At 65.2% G+C, this 293-nt stretch carries 1 protein-coding gene; it reads left to right on the top strand.

The window, feature by feature from the left end; translation table 11 throughout:
* Positions 1 to 293 (top strand): ABC transporter permease subunit (locus ACTFO6_RS18485; protein ID WP_439935836.1); only part of this gene is annotated, 293 nt, incomplete at both ends.

The raw sequence follows: 293 nt of genomic DNA on the forward strand, positions 1-293 counted from the left end.
GTCCTGTTCCTCGCACTGGTCACGCTCTTCATCTGGAGCCTGGTGCGATCCGGGGTGGGCCGCGCCTTCAAGTCGCTGCGGGACGCCGAGAAGGCGGCCGAATCGAGCGGCGTCAACCGCTGGCTGTACCGCACGCTGGCTTTTTCCATCAGCGCTTTCATTACCGGCATCGCGGGCGCGCTCAACGGGCTGGTCACCCTTTACGTTTCCTCAGAGGTGTACGCGGACATCTGGTACTCGGTGGACATCCTGGTGGCCGCAGTGGTCGGCGGCTCCGCAACGCTGTTGGGCCC

The organism is Pelomicrobium sp. G1 (assembly GCF_051905455.1).
In the GTDB taxonomy this organism is placed as follows: Bacteria; Pseudomonadota; Gammaproteobacteria; order Burkholderiales; family UBA6910; genus Pelomicrobium.